The organism is Kitasatospora sp. A2-31, assembly GCF_022288725.1.
Taxonomy (GTDB): Bacteria; Actinomycetota; Actinomycetes; order Streptomycetales; family Streptomycetaceae; genus Kitasatospora.
In genome coordinates this window covers 448,547-465,961 of the sequence record NZ_JAKNTA010000006.1, presented here as the reverse complement: position 1 = coordinate 465,961, position 17,415 = coordinate 448,547, and the positions used below count along the sequence as shown (strand labels likewise).

Genomic DNA, 17,415 nt, shown 5'->3' with positions numbered 1-17,415 from the left:
CGATGCTGCGCGCCTCCCGCCGGGAGGACCGGAAGCGAGTCCCATGTACTCGTCGTTCCCGTGATGGCCGTTCATGTGTTCACGTGAAGTGTGTGAATGCAGTGGTGTGAAGTCGACACCGCGGCAGCTGCGGGGCGGACGTACGGGAATCTTCCGGGAAGCGTGGGCGGGGCCTCGACCCGGCACCTGGTGGGTGCAAGACCTCACCGACTCACAGCGAGAACACCGAGAAGAGGACACACTCTTCCGGTTTTTTGCAAGCGGGAGTGCGACACGCCCGACCGCGTGGGTCGGAGGTAACCACCCAGGGGTGCCACCGGACACAGTCCACCCGGACGAATCCGGCCGTAGAAGCAGCAGACGACACAAAGGACTACTGAGTAGCCATGGCGGGACAGAAGATCCGCATCCGGCTCAAGGCCTACGACCACGAGGTCATCGACTCCTCGGCGAAGAAGATCGTCGAGACGGTGATCCGTACTGGTGCGCAGGTCGCGGGCCCGGTGCCGCTGCCCACTGAGAAGAACGTGTACTGCGTCATCCGCTCGCCGCACAAGTACAAGGACTCGCGCGAGCACTTCGAGATGCGTACTCACAAGCGTCTGATCGACATCCTCGACCCCACGCCGAAGACGGTTGACTCGCTCATGCGTCTCGACCTGCCGGCTGGTGTCGACATCGAGATCAAGCTCTGAGAGGCGCACCGAAGATGGCTAAGCAGATTAAGGGCATCCTGGGCGAGAAGCTCGGCATGACCCAGGTCTGGGACGAGAACAACCGGATCGTTCCGGTGACCGTCGTCAAGGCTGGGCCGAATGTCGTGACCCAGGTCCACACCGCCGACAGCCCGGCCGGCTACGACGCCGTCCAGATCGGCTTCGGCGAGATCGACCCCCGCAAGGTGAACAAGCCCCTCGCGGGCCACTTCGCCAAGGCCGGTGTCACCCCGCGCCGCCACCTGGTCGAGCTGCGTACCTCGGACGCGTCCGAGTACACCCTGGGCCAGGAGATCACCGCCGAGCTGTTCGAGGCGGGTGTCAAGGTCGACGTGACCGGCACCTCCAAGGGCAAGGGCTTCGCCGGTGTCATGAAGCGTCACAACTTCAAGGGTCTCGGCGCCGGCCACGGCACCCAGCGCAAGCACCGTTCGCCCGGTTCCATCGGTGGCTGCGCCACCCCGGGCCGCGTGTTCAAGGGCCTGCGCATGGCCGGTCGGATGGGTCACGAGCGTGTGACCACCCAGAACCTGACCGTGCACGCGGTCGACGCGGAGAAGGGCCTGCTGCTCATCAAGGGCGCCGTCCCGGGCCCGAACGGCGGCCTCGTCCTCGTCCGCACCGCGGCGAAGGGGCTGTGAGGAAATGAGCACCATTGACATCCTGTCGCCGGCTGGCGACAAGACCGGCAGCATCGAGCTGCCGGCCGAGATCTTCGACGCGAAGGTCAGCGTTCCGCTGATGCACCAGGTCGTCGTGGCGCAGCTCGCTGCGGCCCGTCAGGGCACCCACAAGACCAAGACTCGTGGCGAGGTCCGTGGCGGCGGCAAGAAGCCGTACCGCCAGAAGGGCACCGGCCGCGCCCGTCAGGGCTCGACCCGTGCGCCGCAGTTCGCCGGCGGTGGCGTCGTGCACGGTCCCGTGCCGCGCGACTACTCGCAGCGGACCCCGAAGAAGATGATCGCCGCCGCCCTGCGCGGTGCGCTCACCGACCGGGCCCGCCACAACCGCATCCACGTCGTCACCGGCGTGACCGCGACCGAGGCGCCGTCGACCAAGGCCGCCAAGAGCCTGTTCGGCAAGATCACCGACCGCAAGAACGTCCTCCTGGTCGTCGAGCGCTCGGACGAGCTGGGCCTCAAGTCCGCTCGCAACCTGCCGCACGTGCACATCCTGGACGCCGGTCAGCTGAACACCTACGACGTGCTCGTCTCCGACGATGTGGTCTTCACCCAGGCCGCCTTCGAGCGTTTCGTGGCCGGTCCGGCCGCGTCCGCCAAGGCCGTTGCCGCTGAGGGCGAGCTCGAAGGGAGCGCCGCCTGATGAGCGACGTTACGAGCAAGACGTTCACGGACCCCCGTGACGTCCTGGTGAAGCCGGTCATCTCCGAGAAGAGCTACAGCCTTCTCGACGAGAACAAGTACACGTTCATCGTGTCGCCGGGCGCCAACAAGACCCAGATCAAGCAGGCCGTCGAGGCGGTCTTCTCGGTCAAGGTCGAGGCTGTCAACACGATCAACCGTCAGGGCAAGCGCAAGCGCTCCAAGACGGGCTTTGGCAAGCGCAAGGACACCAAGCGCGCCATCGTGACGCTGGCCGAGGGCAACCGCATCGACATCTTCGGTGGTCCGGTCTCCTGAATAGGGAGATCGTGATCGTCGATTAGGACGAGGACGAGAGAGCCAAATGGGCATCCGCAAGTACAAGCCGACTACGCCGGGCCGTCGTGGCTCCAGCGTGGCCGACTTCGTAGAAATCACGCGGTCCACGCCGGAGAAGTCGCTGGTTCGCCCCCTGCACAGCAAGGGCGGCCGTAACAACGCCGGTCGTGTCACCGCTCGCCACCAGGGTGGCGGTCACAAGCGCGCCTACCGCGTGATCGACTTCCGTCGTCACGACAAGGACGGCGTGCCGGCCAAGGTCGCGCACATCGAGTACGACCCGAACCGCACCGCGCGCATCGCGCTCCTGCACTACGCGGACGGCGAGAAGCGCTACATCATCGCTCCGCGCGGCATCACGCAGGGTGACCGGATCGAGAACGGCCCCGCGGCCGACATCAAGCCGGGCAACAACCTGCCGCTGCGCAACATCCCGGTCGGTACCACCATCCACGCGGTGGAGCTGCGTCCCGGCGGCGGTGCCAAGCTGGCCCGCTCGGCCGGCTCCGGCATCCAGCTGCTGGCGCGTGAGGGCAAGATGGCGCACCTGCGCATGCCCTCCGGTGAGATCCGCCTGGTGGACGCGCGCTGCCGTGCCACCGTCGGCGAGGTCGGCAACGCCGAGCAGTCGAACATCAACTGGGGCAAGGCCGGCCGTATGCGCTGGAAGGGCGTCCGCCCGACCGTGCGTGGTGTGGCCATGAACCCGATCGACCACCCGCACGGTGGTGGTGAGGGTAAGACCTCCGGTGGTCGCCACCCGGTCTCGCCGTGGGGTAAGCCCGAGGGCCGTACCCGTCGCCCGAACAAGGCGTCGGACAAGCTCATCGTGCGCCGCCGCAAGACCAACAAGAAGCGCTAGGAGCAGGTCAGATGCCGCGCAGTCTCAAGAAGGGCCCCTTCATCGACGGCCACCTCATCAAGAAGGTGGACGCTCAGAACGAGGCGGGTACCCAGAACGTCATCAAGACCTGGTCCCGTCGCTCCGTGATCTCCCCGAGCATGCTCGGCCACACGATCGCGGTTCACGATGGTCGCAAGCACGTCCCGGTGTTCGTCACCGAGTCGATGGTCGGCCACAAGCTGGGCGAGTTCGCTCCGACCCGCACCTTCCGCGGCCACGTCAAGGACGACCGCAAGTCGAAGCGTCGCTAGTCGCCTGAGCTTCACCGCCAGAACGACTCAATGACTTACTCCATTAAGGGGACAACCATGGAAGCCAGGGCCCAGGCGCGGTACATCCGCGTCACGCCCATGAAGGCCCGCCGCGTGGTGGACCTCATCCGTGGCCTGAACGCCACGGAGGCCCAGGCCGTCCTGCGTTTCGCTCCGCAGGCCGCCACCGTGCCGGTCGGCAAGGTGCTCGACAGCGCCATCGCCAACGCCGCGCACAACTACAACCACTCCAACGTGGACGACCTCTACATCTCTGAGGCGTACGTTGACGAGGGTCCGACCCTGAAGCGGTTCCGTCCGCGCGCCCAGGGCCGTGCCTACCGGATCCGCAAGCGGACCAGCCACATCACCGTGGTCGTCAGCAGCAAGGAAGGGACCCGGTAATGGGCCAGAAGGTTAACCCGCACGGGTTCCGCCTCGGCATCAGCACGGACTTCAAGTCCCGCTGGTACGCCGACAAGCTGTACAAGGACTACGTCAAGGAAGACGTCGCCATTCGTCGCATGATGACGAAGGGCATGGAGCGCGCCGGCATCTCCAAGGTCGAGATCGAGCGCACCCGCGACCGCGTCCGCGTTGACATCCACACCGCCCGCCCCGGCATCGTCATCGGCCGCCGTGGCACCGAGGCCGACCGCATCCGCGGCGACCTCGAGAAGCTGACCGGCAAGCAGGTCCAGCTGAACATCCTCGAGGTCAAGAACCCCGAGCTGGACGCCCAGCTCGTGGCTCAGGGCGTCGCGGAGCAGCTGTCCTCCCGCGTCTCCTTCCGTCGTGCCATGCGCAAGTCGATGCAGGGCACCATGAAGTCCGGCGCCAAGGGCATCAAGGTGCAGTGCTCCGGTCGTCTCGGCGGCGCCGAGATGAGCCGTTCGGAGTTCTACCGCGAGGGCCGTGTGCCGCTGCACACCCTGCGCGCGAACGTCGACTACGGCTTCTTCGAGGCCAAGACCACCTTCGGCCGCATCGGCGTGAAGGTCTGGATCTACAAGGGCGACGTCAAGAACATCGCCGAGGTCCGCGCTGAGAACGCCGCTGCCCGCTCGGGCAACCGCCCGGCCCGTCCCGAGGGCGGTCGTCCCGCCCGCGGTGGCGAGCGCCGTGGTGGCGAGCGCGGTGGCCGTGGCCGTCGTCCCGCCGCCGAGGCCCCCGCGGCCCCGGTGACCGAGGCTCCGGCTGCTGAGAACACCGGAACGGAGGCCTGACCCCAATGCTGATCCCCCGTCGGGTCAAGCACCGCAAGCAGCACCACCCGAAGCGCCGCGGCGCCTCGAAGGGTGGCACCGAGCTGGCGTTCGGCCAGTTCGGCATCCAGGCCGTGACCCCGGCCTACGTGACGAACCGTCAGATCGAGTCCGCTCGTATCGCGATCACCCGTCACATCCGTCGTGGCGGCAAGGTCTGGATCAACATCTACCCGGACCGCCCGCTGACCAAGAAGCCGGCCGAGACCCGCATGGGTTCCGGTAAGGGTTCGCCGGAGTGGTGGATCGCGAACGTGCACCCGGGTCGGGTCATGTTCGAGCTGTCGTACCCGAACGAGAAGGTCGCTCGTGAGGCGCTCACCCGCGCTGCTCACAAGCTGCCGATGAAGTGCCGGATCGTCCGGCGCGAGGACGGTGAGAGCTGATGTCGGCCGCTACCAAGGCTGCTGACCTCCGCCAGCTGGACAACGAGGCTCTCGTTGCCAAGCTGCGTGAGGCCAAGGAGGAGCTGTTCAACCTCCGCTTCCAGGCGGCGACCGGGCAGCTCGACAACCACGGACGGCTGAAGCTCGTCCGTAAGGACATCGCGCGGATCTACACCCTGATGCGCGAGCGCGAGCTGGGCATCGAGACGGTGGAGAACGCCTGATGACTGAGAACACCAACGAGACGCGCGGTTTCCGCAAGACCCGTGAGGGTCTCGTCGTCAGCGACAAGATGGACAAGACCGTCGTCGTCGCCGTCGAGGACCGCGTCAAGCACGCTCTGTACGGCAAGGTCATCCGCCGTACGAACAAGCTGAAGGCGCACGACGAGCAGAACGCGTGCGGCATCGGTGACCGGGTCCTCCTCGCGGAGACCCGCCCGCTGTCCGCGACGAAGCGCTGGCGCGTCGTCGAGATCCTCGAGAAGGCCAAGTAACGAAGCCGATGAGGTACGGCCGTATGTGCACCGGGTCCCCCGCGGACGCCGGTGTGAGCAGCGGCCGGCCCGTCGACTCTCGTTGACGATCAGGAGAAAGCTGTGATCCAGCAGGAGTCGCGACTGCGGGTCGCCGACAACACTGGTGCCAAGGAGATCCTTTGCATCCGTGTTCTCGGTGGCTCCGGTCGCCGCTACGCCGGCATCGGGGACGTCATCGTCGCGACCGTCAAGGACGCGATCCCCGGTGGTTCGGTGAAGAAGGGTGACGTCGTCAAGTGCGTCGTCGTCCGCACCGTCAAGGAGCGTCGTCGTCCGGATGGCTCGTACATCCGTTTCGACGAGAACGCCGCGGTCGTTCTGAAGAACACCGAGGGTGACCCGCGTGGCACCCGCATCTTCGGCCCGGTCGGCCGTGAGCTGCGCGACAAGAAGTTCATGAAGATCATCTCGCTTGCGCCGGAGGTGCTCTGACTCATGGCGAACAGCATGAAGATCAAGAAGGGTGACCTGGTCCAGGTCATCACCGGCAAGGACCGCGGCAAGCAGGGCAAGGTCATCCAGGCCCTCCCCGCCGAGAACAAGGTCCTGGTCGAGGGTGTCAACCGGGTCAAGAAGCACACCAAGCCGGGCCCGGGCACCCAGGGTGGCATTGTCACCGTCGAGGCCCCGGTGCACGTCTCCAACGTCCAGCTGGTCGTGGAGAAGGACGGCAAGAAGGTCGTCACCCGCGTTGGCTACCGCTTCGACGACGAGGGCAACAAGATCCGCGTTGCCAAGCGAACCGGTGAGGACATCTGATGTCTGAGACGACTGTTGAGAAGGTGACCCCCCGTCTCAAGGAGCGTTACAACTCCGAGATCAAGGGTCAGCTGCAGGAGCAGTTCTCGTACGAGAACGTCATGCTGACGCCCGGCCTGGTCAAGGTCGTCGTCAACATGGGTGTCGGCGAGGCCGCCCGTGACAGCAAGCTGATCGAGGGCGCGATCCGCGACCTGACCGCGATCACCGGTCAGAAGCCGGCCGTGACCAAGGCTCGCAAGTCCATCGCGCAGTTCAAGCTGCGCGAGGGCCAGCCGATCGGCACCCACGTCACCCTCCGTGGTGACCGCATGTGGGAGTTCCTGGACCGTCTGGTGACGCTGGCCCTGCCGCGTATCCGTGACTTCCGTGGCCTCTCCCCGAAGCAGTTCGACGGCCGTGGCAACTACACCTTCGGTCTGACCGAGCAGGTTATGTTCCACGAGATCGACCAGGACAAGGTCGACCGTCAGCGCGGTATGGACATCACCGTCGTGACCACCGCTCAGACCGACGACGAGGGCCGGGCGCTCCTGCGTGCCCTGGGCTTCCCGTTCAAGGAGGCGTGAGCCAATGGCGAAGAAGTCCCTCATCGCGAAGGCCGAGCGGAAGCCGAAGTTCGGCGTCCGGGCCTACACCCGGTGCCAGCGCTGCGGCCGTCCGCACTCGGTGTACCGCAAGTTCGGCCTCTGCCGTGTCTGCCTCCGTGAGATGGCGCACCGCGGCGAGCTGCCGGGCGTGACCAAGAGCTCCTGGTAGTCCAGGCGGTTCCAGTCACCTAGCGAAGCAGAGGTGCCCGACCCCACATCGCCCGTTTTTGGGCTCCCGTACGGAATCCCGTAAGGTAGTGGGGTCGGGCCCCCTGTCACGGCCGTCCCATGGCGGCAGGTGATCCTCTTCGGAGGGCTCGCACCCAGTCTTACTACGTCGTAGGTCCCCTGCGTCTGTGCCCCGTACTCCGCAGGAGTACGGGGGACCTTGCGCGGAGAAACCACGGCGAGAGAGGCCTGAGGCCATCATGACCATGACCGACCCCATCGCAGACATGCTCACGCGTCTGCGTAACGCTAACTCGGCGTACCACGACTCCGTGGCGATGCCGGCCAGCAAGATCAAGGCGCACGTCGCCGAGATCCTGCAGCAGGAGGGGTACATCTCCTCCTACAAGGTTGAGGAGCCCGCTGAGGGCGAGGTCGGCAAGAAGCTGACCATCGAGCTCAAGTTCGGCCCCAACCGTGAGCGCTCGATCGCTGGCATCAAGCGGATCAGCAAGCCGGGCCTGCGGGTCTACGCAAAGTCCACCAACCTGCCGAAGGTCCTCGGCGGCCTGGGCGTGGCGATCATCTCCACGTCCTCCGGTCTCCTCACGGACAAGCAGGCTGCCAAGAAGGGCGTAGGCGGAGAAGTTCTCGCCTACGTCTGGTAATTCGGGAAACGGAGGTACAGCAATGTCGCGCATTGGACGGCTGCCCATCCCGGTTCCCGCCGGCGTGGACGTCACCATCGATGGCCAGGCGGTCTCGGTGAAGGGTCCCAAGGGCACCCTCACCCACGTTGTCGCCGCGCCGATCGAGATCGGCAAGGGCGAGGACGGCACTCTGGCTGTCACCCGCCCCAACGACGAGCGTCAGTCGAAGGCCCTGCACGGCCTGACCCGCACGCTGGTGGCGAACATGATCACCGGCGTGACCGCGGGCTACCGCAAGTCGCTGGAGATCAGCGGTGTTGGTTACCGAGTCGCTGCGAAGGGCTCCTCCATGGAGTTCCAGCTCGGCTACAGCCACCCGATCCTGGTCGAGGCCCCGGAGGGCATCTCCTTCGTGGTCGAGTCGCCCACCAAGTTCCACGTGGACGGCATCGACAAGCAGAAGGTCGGCGAGGTCGCCGCGAACATCCGCAAGCTGCGCAAGCCCGACCCGTACAAGGCCAAGGGCGTCAAGTACGCGGGCGAGGTCATCCGCCGCAAGGTCGGAAAGAGTGGTAAGTAAGCGATGAGCGTCTCTGTCAAGATCGGCAAGGGCAACGCCTACAAGAGCGCCGCTCGCAAGCGCCGCGCGATCCGCGTTCGCAAGCGCGTCGTCGGCACCGAGGTGCGTCCGCGTCTCGTCGTGACGCGCTCGAACCGTCACATGGTCGCCCAGGTCATCGACGACGCCAAGGGTCACACCCTGGCGTCGGCGTCCACCCTCGACGTGTCCATCAAGGGCGCCGAGGGCGACAAGACCGAGCTGGCCAAGAAGGTCGGGAGCCTGGTCGCCGAGCGCGCCAAGGCCGCCGGCATCGAGGCGGTCGTCTTCGACCGCGCGGGCAACCGGTACGCCGGCCGCATCGCCGCCCTGGCGGACGCGGCCCGTGAGGCCGGGCTCGACTTCTAAGCCGCTCGTCGGCTCTGTCGACGGACGTAAACGAGAGAGGTAATTCCAATGGCTGGACCCCAGCGCCGCGGTAGCGGCGCCGGTGGCGGCACCGGTGGCGAGCGGCGCGACCGTAAGCGTGACGACCGGGGCGGCGCCCAGGTTGTCGAGAAGACCGCTTACGTCGAGCGCGTCGTCGCGATCAACCGTGTCGCCAAGGTTGTCAAGGGTGGTCGTCGTTTCTCCTTCACCGCGCTGGTCGTGGTGGGCGATGGCGAGGGCACCGTGGGTGTTGGTTACGGGAAGGCGAAGGAGGTTCCGGCCGCCATCGCCAAGGGCGTTGAGGAGGCCAAGAAGAACTTCTTCAAGGTTCCCCGTATCCAGGGCACCATTCCGCACCCCGTTCAGGGCGAGAAGGCCGCCGGCGTCGTGCTGCTGAAGCCGGCCGCCCCTGGTACCGGTGTTATCGCCGGTGGCCCGGTGCGTGCCGTCCTCGAGTGCGCCGGCATCCACGACATCCTGTCGAAGTCGCTCGGCTCGGACAACGCGATCAACATCGTGCACGCCACCGTGGCTGCTCTGAAGGGCCTCGTGCGCCCCGAGGAGATCGCCGCCCGTCGTGGCCTGCCGCTGGAGGACGTGGCCCCCGCTGCTCTGCTGCGGGCGCGTGCTGCTGGGGTGAGCGCCTGATGGCTCGCCTGAAGATCACGCAGACCAAGTCGTACATCGGCAGCAAGCAGAACCACCGTGACACCCTGCGTTCGCTTGGTCTCAAGCGCATGCACGACGTCGTGGTGAAGGAGGACCGTCCCGAGATCCGCGGGATGGCCCACACGGTCCGTCACCTGGTGACGGTTGAGGAGGTGGACTGATCATGGGCGACAACCCGATCAAGATCCACAACCTGCGGCCCGCCCCGGGTGCCAAGACCGACAAGATCCGTGTGGGTCGTGGTGAGGGCTCCAAGGGTAAGACCGCCGGTCGTGGTACCAAGGGCACCAAGGCCCGCTACCAGGTTCCGCAGCGCTTCGAGGGTGGCCAGATGCCGCTCCACATGCGCCTGCCGAAGCTGAAGGGCTTCAAGAACCCGTTCAAGATCACGTTCCAGGTCGTCAACCTCGACAAGCTGGCCGAGCTCTACCCGCAGGGTGGCGAGGTCACGGTCGAGGACCTGGTCGCCAAGGGCGCGGTTCGCAAGAACTCCCTCGTCAAGGTGCTCGGCACCGGCGAGATCTCGGTTGCGCTGCAGGTGACGGTCGACGCCGTCTCCGGCTCCGCCGCCGAGAAGATCACCGCCGCCGGCGGTACCGTCACCGAGCTCGTCTGAGCCCGCTGACCTTCCGCGAGCCCCGCACCGCCCCTTCCGGGCGGTGTGGGGCTCGCGCCTTTCCCCGGCCGCGGCGGCGCGCCGGCCGGGCCGCGTTCCCGGGCGGCAGGGGCCCTCGTTCTTTTGTGTGGCAAACCCGGGCATCCCGTACCCCGTGAGTGGGGGAGGGGCCGTACGCGCTTCTTTCGAGTGGCCGCGCACTGTTAGAGTCCGTGGAGTTCCCTTGTAGGCTGCGCGTAGGCTCGCCTGTGCCGTCTGTACGGGGGCCCGAACCGCAAACTCCCCAATTCAGGACCGACCCTCCCGCCGACGACGCGCGGGAGGCGCAGGAGGCACCGTGCTCAGTGCGTTCGCGCGGGCGTTCCAGACGCCCGACCTGCGCAAGAAGCTGCTGTTCACGCTGGGCATCATGGTGCTGTTCCGGCTGGGATCGCACATCCCGGTACCCGGGGTGGATTTCCAGGCCGTCAACGCCTGTGTGAAGGAGACCAAGAACAGCGGCCTGTTCGGGCTCGTCAACCTGTTCAGCGGTGGCGCGCTCCTCCAGCTGACGATTTTCGCGCTCGGCATCATGCCGTACATCACGGCCAGCATCATCCTCCAGCTCCTCACCGTCGTGATCCCGCGACTCGAGGCGCTGAAGAAGGAGGGCCAGGCCGGGACCGCCAAGATCACCCAGTACACCCGCTACCTGACCATCGCGCTCGCCGTGCTCCAGGGCACCGGCATCGTGGCGACGGCCTCCAGCGGCGCGCTGTTCTCGGGCTGCCCGTACGCGAACCAGATCGTGCCGGACACCGGCGTGTTCCGGATCGCCGTCATGGTGCTCACCATGACCGCCGGCACCACCGTGATCATGTGGCTCGGCGAGCTGATCACCGACCGCGGCATCGGCAACGGCATGTCGCTGCTGATCTTCACCTCGATCGCGGCGCAGTTCCCGTCCTCGATGTGGGCGATCAAGCAGTCCGGCACCATCGGCGACGGCTGGGTCGAGTTCCTCTCGGTGGTCGCGGTCGGCATCATCGTTGTGATGCTGGTCATCTTCGTGGAGCAGGCCCAGCGCCGGATCCCGGTCCAGTACGCGAAGCGGATGATCGGCCGCCGCGCGTTCGGCGGCACCTCGACCTACATCCCGCTCAAGGTGAACCAGGCCGGTGTCATCCCGGTCATCTTCGCCTCGTCGCTGCTGTACATCCCCGCGCTGGTGGTGCAGCTGACCAACAGCCAGGCCGGCTGGGCGGTGTGGATCCGGACGAACTTCGTCAAGGGTGACCACCCGATCTACATGGCCACCTACTTCCTGCTGATCGTCTTCTTCGCCTTCTTCTACGTCGCCATCTCCTTCAACCCCGAAGAAGTTGCCGACAATATGAAGAAGTATGGTGGGTTCATCCCGGGTATCCGGGCCGGCCGGCCGACGGCCGAGTACCTGAACTACGTGCTCACCCGAATCACGTGGCCGGGTTCGCTCTACCTGGGCCTGATCGCGTTGATCCCGATGATCGCCCTGGTCGCCTTCGGACAGCAGACCAACTTCCCGTTCGGCGGCACCAGCGTGCTCATCGTCGTCGGCGTCGGACTCGAAACTGTGAAGCAGATCGAGAGCCAGCTCCAGCAGCGCAATTACGAAGGGTTCCTCCGCTGATGCGTATCGTCCTCGTCGGGCCTCCCGGGGCCGGGAAGGGTACTCAGGCGCACCTGCTCGCCAAGACCCTGTCCATCCCCCACATCTCCACCGGTGACCTGTTCCGCGCCAACATCGGCCAGGGCACCCCGCTGGGGCTCGAGGCCAAGAGCTACATGGACGCGGGTCGCCTGGTGCCGGACGAGGTCACCATCGGGATGGCCAAGGACCGCATGCTCCAGGCGGACGCCGCCGACGGCTTCCTGCTCGACGGCTTCCCGCGCAACCTCGGCCAGGCCAAGGCGCTGGACGAGTTCCTCGTGGAGCAGGGCATCAAGCTCGACGGCGTGCTGGACCTGGAGGTCCCCGAGGACGAGGTCGTCAAGCGCATCGCCGGCCGGCGGCTCTGCCGCAACGACGGTGGTCACGTCTTCCACGTGGACTACAACCCGTCGAAGGTCGAGGGTGTCTGCGACGAGTGCGGCGGCGAGCTGTACCAGCGCTCGGACGACACCGAGGAGAAGGTGCGCACGCGCCTGGAGGTCTACCACACGGAGACCGAGCCGATCATCGACTACTACCGTCAGCAGGGCCTGGTGGAGGTCATCCCGGCCCTCGGCAAGGTGGACGAGGTCACCCAGCGCGCGATCGAGGCGCTGAAGCAGGACAGCTGAGTCCGACCGACGTTCGTACGGCCGCGCACGCCCGCTCCGGGGCGGCGCGGCCGTACGGCGTCGTACGGTGGAACGAGTGCACGGCCGCCCGGCAAGGACCGGGCGGGAACCCAAGGAAGGCGTGACCAGATGGTGGAGATCAAGACCCCCGAGCAGATCGCGAAGATGCGAGCGGCCGGGCTGGTCGTCGCCGAGGCGCTGAAGGCCTGCCGCGAGGCGGTCGCTCCGGGGGTGACCACCCAGGAGCTCAACGACGTCGCGGACAAGGTCATCACCGAGCACGGCGCCACCTCGAACTTCCGCGCCCACCACGGCGGCCTCTGGTTCCCTGGCGTGATCTGCGCCTCGGTGAACAACGAGGTCGTCCACGGCATCCCCGGCGAGCGGGTGCTGCAGGAGGGCGACCTCATCTCGATCGACTGCGGCGCCATCCTGGACGGCTGGCACGGCGACGCGGCGATCACCGTGGCGGTCGGCGAGGTCCGCCCCGAGGTCGAGATGCTGAGCCGGGTCACCGAGGGCTCGATGTGGGCCGGTATCGCCCAGATGAAGAAGAGCAACCGCCTGGTCGACGTCTCCAAAGCGATCGAGGGCTTCATCCGGCGCCAGCCGCTGCCGCCCAAGGGCAAGTGGGGGATCACCGAGGGCTACGGCGGCCACGGCATCGGCACCGCGATGCACATGGAGCCGCACGTGCTGAACTACGTCGAGCGCGGCCGCGGCAAGGGCCCCAAGCTGGTCCCCGGCACCGTGCTGGCGATCGAGCCGATGGTCTCGCTCGGCACCCCGCACACCACGGTGCTGGAGGACGAGTGGACCGTCGTGACCAACGACGGCACCTGGGCCTCGCACTGGGAGCACTCGGTCGCGGTCACGGAGCAGGGCCCGCTGGTGCTGACCGCCTTCGACGGCGGCAAGGCCGAGCTCGCGAAGCTGGGCGTCACCGCGGCCCCGGACCCGCTCGCCTGACCGGCGGCCCGGGCGTCGGCCGCGGAGCCCGCGCGGAGGACGGCCGCTGAGAACGGATCAGAGCCCTGGAGGTTTGGACCTCCAGGGCTTTTGTCCTACTTTTATCGGCTGGCAGTGGCTGTTGCCGTTGGACTGGCTTCGAGCGAGCAGGAGAGAGCAGTGCTCAAGGGATTCCGCGACTTCATGATGCGCGGCAACGTGGTCGACATGGCGGTCGGCGTGGTGATCGGTGCCGCCTTCACCGGGGTCGTCACCGGCTTCGTCTCCGCCTTCCTCACCCCGCTGGTCGGCGTGGTGGTCGGCGCGGCCGGCGACTTCAGCTCGTACAAGGCGACCGTGGCCGGCGTCACGTTCCCGTACGGGCAGTTCCTGAACGTGCTGATCGCCTTCGTCATGACCGCCGCGGTGCTGTACTTCTGCGTCGTGCTGCCGGTCACCAAGGCCACCGCCCGGTACCTGCCGAAGAAGCCGAAGACCCCGAAGCGCCCCTGCCCCGAGTGCCTGACGGAGATCCCGGAGGCCGCCCGCCGCTGCTCGGCCTGCACCGCCCACGTCGAGCCGCTGACCGTGGTGGCCCAGCGCTGATTCGGGTGCCCCCGGTTTTGGTGCATCCCGTGCACTGGCGTAGGATGGACCGTCGGCTCACTCGTAGCGTGCTTCAGCACGCCCTCTTCCCCTCAGGGGGGCGGGGTGGACCCAGGTTCGCACGAGCGTTCCGCATACGGTAGCCGGTCCCGGAAGGTGGATCTCGCAGTTCATGGCTAAGAAGCAAGGCGCCATTGAGATCGAGGGCACCGTGATCGAGTCTCTTCCGAACGCGATGTTCAAGGTCGAGCTGCAGAACGGTCACAAGGTCCTCGCGCACATCAGTGGCAAGATGCGCATGCACTACATCCGCATCCTGCCGGACGACCGGGTCGTGGTGGAGCTCAGCCCCTACGACCTCACGCGCGGCCGGATCGTCTACCGCTACAAGTAAAGAACCACCGCCTGACGGCGGTGGCGCCAGATCTAGACCCGGAGAACCTGAGACATGAAGGTCAAGCCGAGCGTCAAGAAGATCTGCGACAAGTGCAAGGTGATCCGCCGTCACGGCCGGGTCATGGTGATCTGCGACAACCTGCGCCACAAGCAGCGCCAGGGCTGATCTCTCCCCAGCATTTCTCGTAGTACTTCGCGCGACGCGAAAACGTCATAAGCGGGCTGCCCGATCCCCCTCTCGCAGGGCGGACTGCCACCCCCGGTCAGAGGCCGGGGCTCCCTCACCGTGAGGTGTCGGAGTAGGCAGCACGCAAGACCTCTGAAGAACCACAGGAGCCTTGAATGGCACGCCTCGCCGGCGTTGATCTCCCCCGTGAGAAGCGGATCGAGATCGCCCTCACCTACGTGTACGGCATCGGCCGTACCCGCGCCCAGCAGACCCTGGCCGAGACCGGCGTCAACCCGGATGTCCGCGTTCGCGACATCTCCGAGGAAGACCTCGTCAAGCTGAGCCAGTACATCGACGCCAACTTCACGGTCGAGGGTGACCTCCGCCGCGAGGTGGCCGCCGACATCCGCCGCAAGGTCGAGATCGGCTGCTACGAGGGTCTGCGTCACCGCCGTGGCCTCCCGGTCCGCGGCCAGCGCACCCACACCAACGCGCGTACCCGCAAGGGCCCGCGTCGCGCGATCGCCGGTAAGAAGAAGCCGGGCAAGAAGTAGTCCGTCCCGTAACCGGACATCCCTCCGGCCCGCGGGTCAGCGGACCGACCACCTCAGTAGGAGAACAGACTTATGCCCCCCAAGGGTCGTCAGGCTGCCGGCGCGAAGAAGATCCGCCGCAAGGAAAAGAAGAACGTCGCTCACGGCCACGCGCACATCAAGAGCACGTTCAACAACACCATCGTTTCGATCACCGACCCGTCGGGCAACGTGATCTCCTGGGCCTCCGCCGGCCACGTCGGCTTCAAGGGCTCGCGCAAGTCCACCCCGTTCGCCGCGCAGATGGCCGCCGAGGCCGCTGCCCGTCGCGCGCAGGAGCACGGCATGCGCAAGGTCGACGTCTTCGTGAAGGGTCCGGGCTCCGGCCGCGAGACCGCGATCCGTTCGCTCCAGGCCACCGGCCTGGAGGTCGGCTCGATCCAGGACGTCACCCCCACCCCGCACAACGGCTGCCGTCCGCCGAAGCGCCGCCGCGTCTGACGTCGGCCCTTCGGGCACACCGGTAGTGCTCTGAACCTCGTACGGGGTCCCGTTCTCTGCGGGACCCCGTACGCTTGGTCCTGTCGGCATCAAATAGTGGGTGCCGAAGACAACTGGAGGAACACCCCTCATGCTTATCGCTCAGCGTCCCTCGCTGACCGAAGAGGTCGTCGACGAGTTCCGCTCGCGGTTCGTGATCGAGCCGCTGGAGCCGGGCTTCGGTTACACCCTCGGCAACTCCCTGCGCCGCACGCTGCTCTCCTCGATCCCGGGTGCCGCCGTCACCAGCATCCGCATCGACGGTGTCCTGCACGAGTTCACCACCGTGCCGGGCGTCAAGGAGGACGTGACCGACCTCATCCTCAACATCAAGCAGCTGGTCGTCTCCTCGGAGCACGACGAGCCGGTCGTGATGTACCTGCGCAAGCAGGGCCCGGGTGTGGTCACCGCCGCCGACATCGCGCCGCCGGCCGGTGTCGAGGTGCACAACCCCGAGCTCGTCCTCGCCACGCTGAACGGCAAGGGCAAGCTGGAGATGGAGCTGACCGTCGAGCGCGGTCGCGGCTACGTCTCCGCCGTGCAGAACAAGGCCTCCGGCCAGGAGATCGGCCGCATCCCGGTCGACTCGATCTACAGCCCCGTGCTGAAGGTCACCTACAAGGTCGAGGCCACCCGTGTCGAGCAGCGGACCGACTTCGACAAGCTGATCGTCGACGTCGAGACCAAGCCCGCCATGCGTCCGCGCGACGCCATGGCCTCGGCCGGCAAGACCCTGGTGGAGCTGTTCGGCCTCGCCCGCGAGCTGAACATCGACGCCGAGGGCATCGACATGGGCCCGTCCCCGACGGACGCCGCCCTGGCCGCCGACCTGGCGCTGCCGATCGAGGAGCTGGAGCTCACCGTTCGGTCGTACAACTGCCTCAAGCGCGAGGGCATCCACACCGTGGGTGAGCTCGTCGCCCGCTCCGAGGCCGACCTGCTCGACATCCGCAACTTCGGTGCGAAGTCGATCGACGAGGTCAAGGCGAAGCTGGCCGGCATGGGCCTGGCCCTCAAGGACAGCCCGCCCGGGTTCGACCCGACCGCCGCCGCCGACGCCTTCGGCGCCGACGACCTGGACGACGCGGGTTACGCGGAGACCGAGCAGTACTGAAAGACCTGACCGCGGGGGCGGTTCCCCGGAACCGCCCCCGTCGTCGTGAAAGTCGTGCGGGCACAGTGCCCGTACGCCCGCTGCGGTACCTGGTACGGCCGCAGTCGGAGAATCGAGGAGTAATTCCATGCCGCGTCCCACCAAGGGTGCCCGCCTCGGCGGCGGCCCGCACCACGAGCCGCTGCTGCTCGCCGGTCTGGCCCGTGAGCTGTTCCAGTACGGCCGCATCACCACCACCGAGGCCAAGGCCCGCCGCCTGCGCCCGCTGGCGGAGAAGCTGATCACCAAGGCGAAGAAGGGCGACATCCACAACCGTCGCCTGGTGCGCAAGACCATCACCGACATCTCGGTGCTGCACACCCTCTTCACCGAGATCGCGCCGCGCTACGAGAACCGCCCGGGTGGCTACACCCGCATCACCAAGATCGGTCCCCGTCGTGGCGACAACGCCCCGATGGCCGTGATCGAGCTGGTCGAGGCGCTGACCGTCGCGCAGACCGCCGTCGGCGAGGCCGAGGCCGCCACCAAGCGTGCCGTCAAGGAGGCCGACGCCAAGGCCGAGGAGACCAAGGTCGAGGAGGCCCCCGCGGCCGCCGAGGCCGAGGCCGCCGAGCAGGCCTGACACCGCTAGGTGTCGTCGCGGGCCC

Annotated in this window: 31 protein-coding genes; all 31 read left to right on the top strand. The window is 66.9% G+C overall.

Annotation, left to right across the window (positions count from 1 at the left end; all coding sequences use genetic code 11):
• Positions 1-386: 386 nt before the first annotated feature.
• Positions 387-695, top strand: coding sequence for a 30S ribosomal protein S10 (gene rpsJ / locus MCM47_RS20065; RefSeq protein ID WP_012785157.1), 309 nt, complete (start codon positions 387-389; stop codon positions 693-695).
• A gap of 14 nt (positions 696-709) precedes the next feature.
• On the top strand, positions 710-1,357 hold the full coding sequence (gene rplC / locus MCM47_RS20060; RefSeq protein WP_030263524.1) for a 50S ribosomal protein L3: 648 nt from the start codon (positions 710-712) through the stop codon (positions 1,355-1,357).
• A gap of 4 nt (positions 1,358-1,361) precedes the next feature.
• The gene (rplD, locus tag MCM47_RS20055; protein ID WP_238862990.1) at positions 1,362-2,039 is read left to right on the top strand and encodes a 50S ribosomal protein L4; all 678 of its coding nucleotides are present in this window, start codon (positions 1,362-1,364) and stop codon (positions 2,037-2,039) included.
• On the top strand, positions 2,039-2,356 hold the full coding sequence (gene rplW / locus MCM47_RS20050) for a 50S ribosomal protein L23 (RefSeq protein WP_030280768.1): 318 nt from the start codon (positions 2,039-2,041) through the stop codon (positions 2,354-2,356). Before rplD ends, rplW begins: the two co-directional genes overlap by 1 nt.
• A gap of 46 nt (positions 2,357-2,402) precedes the next feature.
• Entirely contained in the window at positions 2,403-3,239 is an 837-nt protein-coding gene (gene rplB / locus MCM47_RS20045) for a 50S ribosomal protein L2 (RefSeq protein WP_209414068.1), read from the top strand.
• Positions 3,240-3,250: 11 nt separating this feature from the next.
• Entirely contained in the window at positions 3,251-3,532 is a 282-nt protein-coding gene (gene rpsS / locus MCM47_RS20040; RefSeq protein WP_035848164.1) for a 30S ribosomal protein S19, read from the top strand.
• A 57-nt stretch (positions 3,533-3,589) separates the two neighbouring features.
• On the top strand, positions 3,590-3,937 hold the full coding sequence (rplV, locus tag MCM47_RS20035; protein WP_030232471.1) for a 50S ribosomal protein L22: 348 nt from the start codon (positions 3,590-3,592) through the stop codon (positions 3,935-3,937).
• Entirely contained in the window at positions 3,937-4,758 is an 822-nt protein-coding gene (rpsC, locus tag MCM47_RS20030) for a 30S ribosomal protein S3 (protein ID WP_209414069.1), read from the top strand. Before rplV ends, rpsC begins: the two co-directional genes overlap by 1 nt.
• A 5-nt stretch (positions 4,759-4,763) precedes the next feature.
• Positions 4,764-5,183, top strand: coding sequence for a 50S ribosomal protein L16 (gene rplP / locus MCM47_RS20025; RefSeq protein ID WP_030300385.1), 420 nt, complete (start codon positions 4,764-4,766; stop codon positions 5,181-5,183).
• A complete protein-coding gene (rpmC, locus tag MCM47_RS20020) occupies positions 5,183-5,407 on the top strand; it encodes a 50S ribosomal protein L29 (protein ID WP_209414070.1) in 225 nt (74 codons plus the stop codon). Before rplP ends, rpmC begins: the two co-directional genes overlap by 1 nt.
• The gene (rpsQ, locus tag MCM47_RS20015; protein ID WP_110670527.1) at positions 5,407-5,679 is read left to right on the top strand and encodes a 30S ribosomal protein S17; all 273 of its coding nucleotides are present in this window, start codon (positions 5,407-5,409) and stop codon (positions 5,677-5,679) included. The genes rpmC and rpsQ overlap by 1 nt, the downstream gene beginning before the upstream one ends.
• 102 nt (positions 5,680-5,781) lie before the next feature.
• Entirely contained in the window at positions 5,782-6,153 is a 372-nt protein-coding gene (gene rplN, locus MCM47_RS20010; protein ID WP_030232481.1) for a 50S ribosomal protein L14, read from the top strand.
• Positions 6,154-6,168: 15 nt separating this feature from the next.
• Complete coding sequence (gene rplX / locus MCM47_RS20005; RefSeq protein ID WP_148644962.1) at positions 6,169-6,480, top strand: 50S ribosomal protein L24; 312 nt, start codon at positions 6,169-6,171, stop codon at positions 6,478-6,480.
• Positions 6,480-7,049, top strand: a complete 570-nt coding sequence (gene rplE, locus MCM47_RS20000) for a 50S ribosomal protein L5 (RefSeq protein ID WP_238862989.1) — start codon at positions 6,480-6,482, stop codon at positions 7,047-7,049. Before rplX ends, rplE begins: the two co-directional genes overlap by 1 nt.
• 4 nt (positions 7,050-7,053) lie before the next feature.
• Positions 7,054-7,239 carry a type Z 30S ribosomal protein S14 gene (locus MCM47_RS19995; RefSeq protein WP_030393303.1) on the top strand — a complete coding sequence of 62 codons (186 nt, stop codon included), beginning with the start codon at positions 7,054-7,056 and terminating at the stop codon, positions 7,237-7,239.
• Positions 7,240-7,498: 259 nt separating this feature from the next.
• Complete coding sequence (rpsH, locus tag MCM47_RS19990) at positions 7,499-7,906, top strand: 30S ribosomal protein S8 (RefSeq protein WP_238862988.1); 408 nt, start codon at positions 7,499-7,501, stop codon at positions 7,904-7,906.
• A gap of 22 nt (positions 7,907-7,928) precedes the next feature.
• Positions 7,929-8,468 carry a 50S ribosomal protein L6 gene (rplF, locus tag MCM47_RS19985; protein WP_238862987.1) on the top strand — a complete coding sequence of 180 codons (540 nt, stop codon included), beginning with the start codon at positions 7,929-7,931 and terminating at the stop codon, positions 8,466-8,468.
• A gap of 3 nt (positions 8,469-8,471) precedes the next feature.
• The gene (gene rplR, locus MCM47_RS19980; RefSeq protein WP_030232494.1) at positions 8,472-8,855 is read left to right on the top strand and encodes a 50S ribosomal protein L18; all 384 of its coding nucleotides are present in this window, start codon (positions 8,472-8,474) and stop codon (positions 8,853-8,855) included.
• 48 nt (positions 8,856-8,903) lie between these two features.
• A complete protein-coding gene (gene rpsE / locus MCM47_RS19975) occupies positions 8,904-9,524 on the top strand; it encodes a 30S ribosomal protein S5 (RefSeq protein ID WP_238862986.1) in 621 nt (206 codons plus the stop codon).
• Positions 9,524-9,706: a 50S ribosomal protein L30 gene (gene rpmD, locus MCM47_RS19970; RefSeq protein ID WP_030055835.1), complete on the top strand. Its 183-nt coding sequence runs from the start codon at positions 9,524-9,526 to the stop codon at positions 9,704-9,706. Before rpsE ends, rpmD begins: the two co-directional genes overlap by 1 nt.
• 2 nt (positions 9,707-9,708) lie before the next feature.
• Positions 9,709-10,161 (top strand): 50S ribosomal protein L15, encoded by a 453-nt coding sequence (rplO, locus tag MCM47_RS19965; RefSeq protein WP_255752515.1) that lies wholly within the window; start codon positions 9,709-9,711, stop codon positions 10,159-10,161.
• 337 nt (positions 10,162-10,498) lie between these two features.
• A complete protein-coding gene (gene secY / locus MCM47_RS19960) occupies positions 10,499-11,809 on the top strand; it encodes a preprotein translocase subunit SecY (protein WP_238862985.1) in 1,311 nt (436 codons plus the stop codon).
• Positions 11,809-12,462, top strand: coding sequence for an adenylate kinase (locus MCM47_RS19955; protein WP_238862984.1), 654 nt, complete (start codon positions 11,809-11,811; stop codon positions 12,460-12,462). Before secY ends, MCM47_RS19955 begins: the two co-directional genes overlap by 1 nt.
• Positions 12,463-12,591: 129 nt before the next feature.
• A complete protein-coding gene (gene map, locus MCM47_RS19950) occupies positions 12,592-13,431 on the top strand; it encodes a type I methionyl aminopeptidase (RefSeq protein WP_238862983.1) in 840 nt (279 codons plus the stop codon).
• A 159-nt stretch (positions 13,432-13,590) separates the two neighbouring features.
• On the top strand, positions 13,591-14,016 hold the full coding sequence (mscL, locus tag MCM47_RS19945; protein ID WP_238862982.1) for a large conductance mechanosensitive channel protein MscL: 426 nt from the start codon (positions 13,591-13,593) through the stop codon (positions 14,014-14,016).
• Between the two features lie 172 nt (positions 14,017-14,188).
• Positions 14,189-14,410, top strand: a complete 222-nt coding sequence (infA, locus tag MCM47_RS19940; RefSeq protein ID WP_003956442.1) for a translation initiation factor IF-1 — start codon at positions 14,189-14,191, stop codon at positions 14,408-14,410.
• Between the two features lie 54 nt (positions 14,411-14,464).
• Complete coding sequence (gene rpmJ, locus MCM47_RS19935) at positions 14,465-14,578, top strand: 50S ribosomal protein L36 (protein ID WP_003956441.1); 114 nt, start codon at positions 14,465-14,467, stop codon at positions 14,576-14,578.
• A gap of 176 nt (positions 14,579-14,754) precedes the next feature.
• Entirely contained in the window at positions 14,755-15,135 is a 381-nt protein-coding gene (gene rpsM, locus MCM47_RS19930) for a 30S ribosomal protein S13 (protein ID WP_238862981.1), read from the top strand.
• A gap of 72 nt (positions 15,136-15,207) precedes the next feature.
• Entirely contained in the window at positions 15,208-15,615 is a 408-nt protein-coding gene (gene rpsK / locus MCM47_RS19925; RefSeq protein WP_014136257.1) for a 30S ribosomal protein S11, read from the top strand.
• A 130-nt stretch (positions 15,616-15,745) separates the two neighbouring features.
• Positions 15,746-16,768 carry a DNA-directed RNA polymerase subunit alpha gene (locus tag MCM47_RS19920; RefSeq protein WP_030055844.1) on the top strand — a complete coding sequence of 341 codons (1,023 nt, stop codon included), beginning with the start codon at positions 15,746-15,748 and terminating at the stop codon, positions 16,766-16,768.
• Between the two features lie 127 nt (positions 16,769-16,895).
• Positions 16,896-17,390, top strand: a complete 495-nt coding sequence (gene rplQ, locus MCM47_RS19915) for a 50S ribosomal protein L17 (protein WP_238862980.1) — start codon at positions 16,896-16,898, stop codon at positions 17,388-17,390.
• Positions 17,391-17,415: the final 25 nt, after the last annotated feature.

Bases quoted from the DNA above. Each gene is read 5' to 3' on its own strand.
- rpsJ (WP_012785157.1), top strand. From the start codon at position 387: ATGGCGGGACAGAAGATCCGCATCCGGCTCAAGGCCTACGACCACGAG.
- rplC (WP_030263524.1), top strand. From the start codon at position 710: ATGGCTAAGCAGATTAAGGGCATCCTGGGCGAGAAGCTCGGCATGACC.
- rplD (WP_238862990.1), top strand. From the start codon at position 1,362: ATGAGCACCATTGACATCCTGTCGCCGGCTGGCGACAAGACCGGCAGC.
- rplW (WP_030280768.1), top strand. From the start codon at position 2,039: ATGAGCGACGTTACGAGCAAGACGTTCACGGACCCCCGTGACGTCCTG.
- rplB (WP_209414068.1), top strand. From the start codon at position 2,403: ATGGGCATCCGCAAGTACAAGCCGACTACGCCGGGCCGTCGTGGCTCC.
- rpsS (WP_035848164.1), top strand. From the start codon at position 3,251: ATGCCGCGCAGTCTCAAGAAGGGCCCCTTCATCGACGGCCACCTCATC.
- rplV (WP_030232471.1), top strand. From the start codon at position 3,590: ATGGAAGCCAGGGCCCAGGCGCGGTACATCCGCGTCACGCCCATGAAG.
- rpsC (WP_209414069.1), top strand. From the start codon at position 3,937: ATGGGCCAGAAGGTTAACCCGCACGGGTTCCGCCTCGGCATCAGCACG.
- rplP (WP_030300385.1), top strand. From the start codon at position 4,764: ATGCTGATCCCCCGTCGGGTCAAGCACCGCAAGCAGCACCACCCGAAG.
- rpmC (WP_209414070.1), top strand. From the start codon at position 5,183: ATGTCGGCCGCTACCAAGGCTGCTGACCTCCGCCAGCTGGACAACGAG.
- rpsQ (WP_110670527.1), top strand. From the start codon at position 5,407: ATGACTGAGAACACCAACGAGACGCGCGGTTTCCGCAAGACCCGTGAG.
- rplX (WP_148644962.1), top strand. From the start codon at position 6,169: ATGAAGATCAAGAAGGGTGACCTGGTCCAGGTCATCACCGGCAAGGAC.
- rplE (WP_238862989.1), top strand. From the start codon at position 6,480: ATGTCTGAGACGACTGTTGAGAAGGTGACCCCCCGTCTCAAGGAGCGT.
- MCM47_RS19995 (WP_030393303.1), top strand. From the start codon at position 7,054: ATGGCGAAGAAGTCCCTCATCGCGAAGGCCGAGCGGAAGCCGAAGTTC.
- rpsH (WP_238862988.1), top strand. From the start codon at position 7,499: ATGACCATGACCGACCCCATCGCAGACATGCTCACGCGTCTGCGTAAC.
- rplF (WP_238862987.1), top strand. From the start codon at position 7,929: ATGTCGCGCATTGGACGGCTGCCCATCCCGGTTCCCGCCGGCGTGGAC.
- rplR (WP_030232494.1), top strand. From the start codon at position 8,472: ATGAGCGTCTCTGTCAAGATCGGCAAGGGCAACGCCTACAAGAGCGCC.
- rpsE (WP_238862986.1), top strand. From the start codon at position 8,904: ATGGCTGGACCCCAGCGCCGCGGTAGCGGCGCCGGTGGCGGCACCGGT.
- rpmD (WP_030055835.1), top strand. From the start codon at position 9,524: ATGGCTCGCCTGAAGATCACGCAGACCAAGTCGTACATCGGCAGCAAG.
- rplO (WP_255752515.1), top strand. From the start codon at position 9,709: ATGGGCGACAACCCGATCAAGATCCACAACCTGCGGCCCGCCCCGGGT.
- MCM47_RS19955 (WP_238862984.1), top strand. From the start codon at position 11,809: ATGCGTATCGTCCTCGTCGGGCCTCCCGGGGCCGGGAAGGGTACTCAG.
- map (WP_238862983.1), top strand. From the start codon at position 12,592: ATGGTGGAGATCAAGACCCCCGAGCAGATCGCGAAGATGCGAGCGGCC.
- infA (WP_003956442.1), top strand. From the start codon at position 14,189: ATGGCTAAGAAGCAAGGCGCCATTGAGATCGAGGGCACCGTGATCGAG.
- rpmJ (WP_003956441.1), top strand. From the start codon at position 14,465: ATGAAGGTCAAGCCGAGCGTCAAGAAGATCTGCGACAAGTGCAAGGTG.
- rpsM (WP_238862981.1), top strand. From the start codon at position 14,755: ATGGCACGCCTCGCCGGCGTTGATCTCCCCCGTGAGAAGCGGATCGAG.
- rpsK (WP_014136257.1), top strand. From the start codon at position 15,208: ATGCCCCCCAAGGGTCGTCAGGCTGCCGGCGCGAAGAAGATCCGCCGC.
- MCM47_RS19920 (WP_030055844.1), top strand. From the start codon at position 15,746: ATGCTTATCGCTCAGCGTCCCTCGCTGACCGAAGAGGTCGTCGACGAG.
- rplQ (WP_238862980.1), top strand. From the start codon at position 16,896: ATGCCGCGTCCCACCAAGGGTGCCCGCCTCGGCGGCGGCCCGCACCAC.